The sequence below is a fragment of the Streptomyces sp. SID5910 genome (genome assembly GCF_009862125.1).
Taxonomy (GTDB): Bacteria; Actinomycetota; Actinomycetes; order Streptomycetales; family Streptomycetaceae; genus Streptomyces.
Genome location: NZ_WWHX01000573.1, coordinates 1 through 1705 on the forward strand (window position 1 = coordinate 1; position 1705 = coordinate 1705).

Consider the following 1705-nt stretch of genomic DNA (forward strand, 5'->3'; position numbering starts at 1 on the left):
ACCGCCCGCGCCCCCACACACCGCGCAGCCACCGCATCATCCGCCGCGTCCCCGATCACCACGGTCCGCCCCGGCTCCACCACCGCCCCCAGCGCCGCCAGATGCCGCACCATGTGCTCGGCCTTGCTCCCCCCGGACGGCCCCGTCCGCCCGTCGACCCGCAGGAAGTGCGCCTCGATCCCCAGCCCCCGCACCAACGGAACAAGCTCCTCGTGCCCGTACATGCTGAGGATCGACTGACTCCGCCCCGCCGCCCGCCACCCGGCGAGCAGCTCCGCCACGCCCTCGGTGAGCCCGCACCGCACCCGGTGCTCGGTGTAGTACCGGTGGAAGGCCGCGTCCATGACCTCCCACTCCGCGTCCGTGGGCAGCCGCCCCATCAGCCGCTCGTAGAACTTCGGCACCGGCACGCAGTACAGCGCCCGGTACTGCTCGAGCGTGATCGGCGTCATCCCGAACTCGGCGAACGCCGCGTTCGTCGCCCCGATGATGGCGTCGTTGTCGTGGAACAGCGTGCCGTTCCAGTCCCAGACGATGTGCGCCCCTGTCTGCGTCCCCATGCCAGAAAACGTACCCGCCCCCACTGACAATCAAGACGCTCGCCCCGAGCGCCCAAGGAGCACCACCGGCCGGGCACCGGTCAGCCGCCCGCCCCCACCAGGTTCGGAACCTCCTGCGTCGCGTACCAGAGCAGCTCGTGCTCCTCGGCCCCGTCCACCACGGACTGCGCGTCGTCGTCCCCACCGTCCGCCGCCGCGAGGGCACCCGCCGCCGCGGCCACGTCCCCCTCCGCGTCGACGGAGTCCACATGCACCGCGGCAGCCTTCGCCAGCCGCACGCCCCCGGAGACCCGCACCTCACCCAGCGCCTCCGCATCGGCCCGCTCGGAACCGGCCGACACCGCCCCGTCGGAGACGTCGGCCGCGACCACGACCCGGCGTCGCGCCGCCCCGGCGTCCTCCGCCAGCAGCCGCAGCGAGGCCAGCGCGGCCCGGCCCAGGGCGGCGTACTCCAGCTCCTCGACGTCGTCCGAGCGGACCCACTCGCGCACCGCCGGCGTCACGGCGTACGCGACGAGCGGCCCGGTCTCCCCCAGTCGCCCCGTCCTGTGCGCCTCGGCGAGACCGGAGAGGGTCAGGGGGACATAGACGCGCATGAGGGGCCGCTTTCATGGTCGGGAGTCCGGAGAGACAGGACCCGGCGAAGATCCGCCGGAGGCCTTCAGGATACGTGCGGTGTCCCCTTTCGGGCGCCCGCCGAAGGCCCCCGAAGCGTCCACTTCCGTCCCCGGAACTCACCCGGTGCACCCGCCCCGTCCCGGCCGTTCCCATACCCCCGGCCACTCGGATAGGTGAACCTCCCGGCCACCCCGACCCGGCCCATCGCTTCCTTGCCGTCGCCGCCCACCGCCCCGTACAAGATCACCGACCACGAAGTTACCGCCCGGTATCGCCGGGCCGCCGAACGGGGACCCCCATGCAGCCCACACCGACCATGCCGCCCCTGCGCAAGGTCATGACCAGAACCCGCCCGACCCCCCGCCCCGCGGACGGCGCACCCACCCGCGCCGTCCCGGCCACCGCCGAGGCCGCCTCTCCCGCCCGGGTGGGCGCCGCGGAGGGCACCAGCGCCGGCGGCACGGCCCCCGGCGTCCCCCGCGGCACCACGCCCCGCGCACGGGGCGGCGCCGTACCGCCCCGCAGGC

At 74.7% G+C, this 1705-nt stretch carries 2 protein-coding genes and 1 pseudogene; 1 reads left to right on the forward strand and 2 read right to left on the reverse strand.

Features of this window, described 5'->3' with window-relative positions; genetic code table 11:
* Together GTW67_RS20100 and GTW67_RS20105 are read right to left on the reverse strand one after the other, a co-directional pair.
* Positions 1–560, reverse strand: a 560-nt coding sequence (locus tag GTW67_RS20100) for an HAD family hydrolase (RefSeq protein ID WP_161166204.1), incomplete at its 3' end; no start/stop codon positions are given.
* An 80-nt stretch (positions 561–640) separates the two neighbouring features.
* Positions 641–1156, reverse strand: a complete 516-nt coding sequence (locus tag GTW67_RS20105; protein ID WP_161166205.1) for a DUF6912 family protein — start codon at positions 1154–1156, stop codon at positions 641–643.
* Between the two features lie 320 nt (positions 1157–1476).
* Between GTW67_RS20105 and GTW67_RS20110 the strand changes: the two are divergent.
* Positions 1477–1705, forward strand: a pseudogene (locus GTW67_RS20110) (hypothetical protein); the annotation flags it as partial.

What these genes read in the sequence shown, in the direction of transcription:
- GTW67_RS20105 (WP_161166205.1), bottom strand. Translation starts at nt 1,156, where the DNA reads ATGCGCGTCTATGTCCCCCTGACCCTCTCCGGTCTCGCCGAGGCGCAC.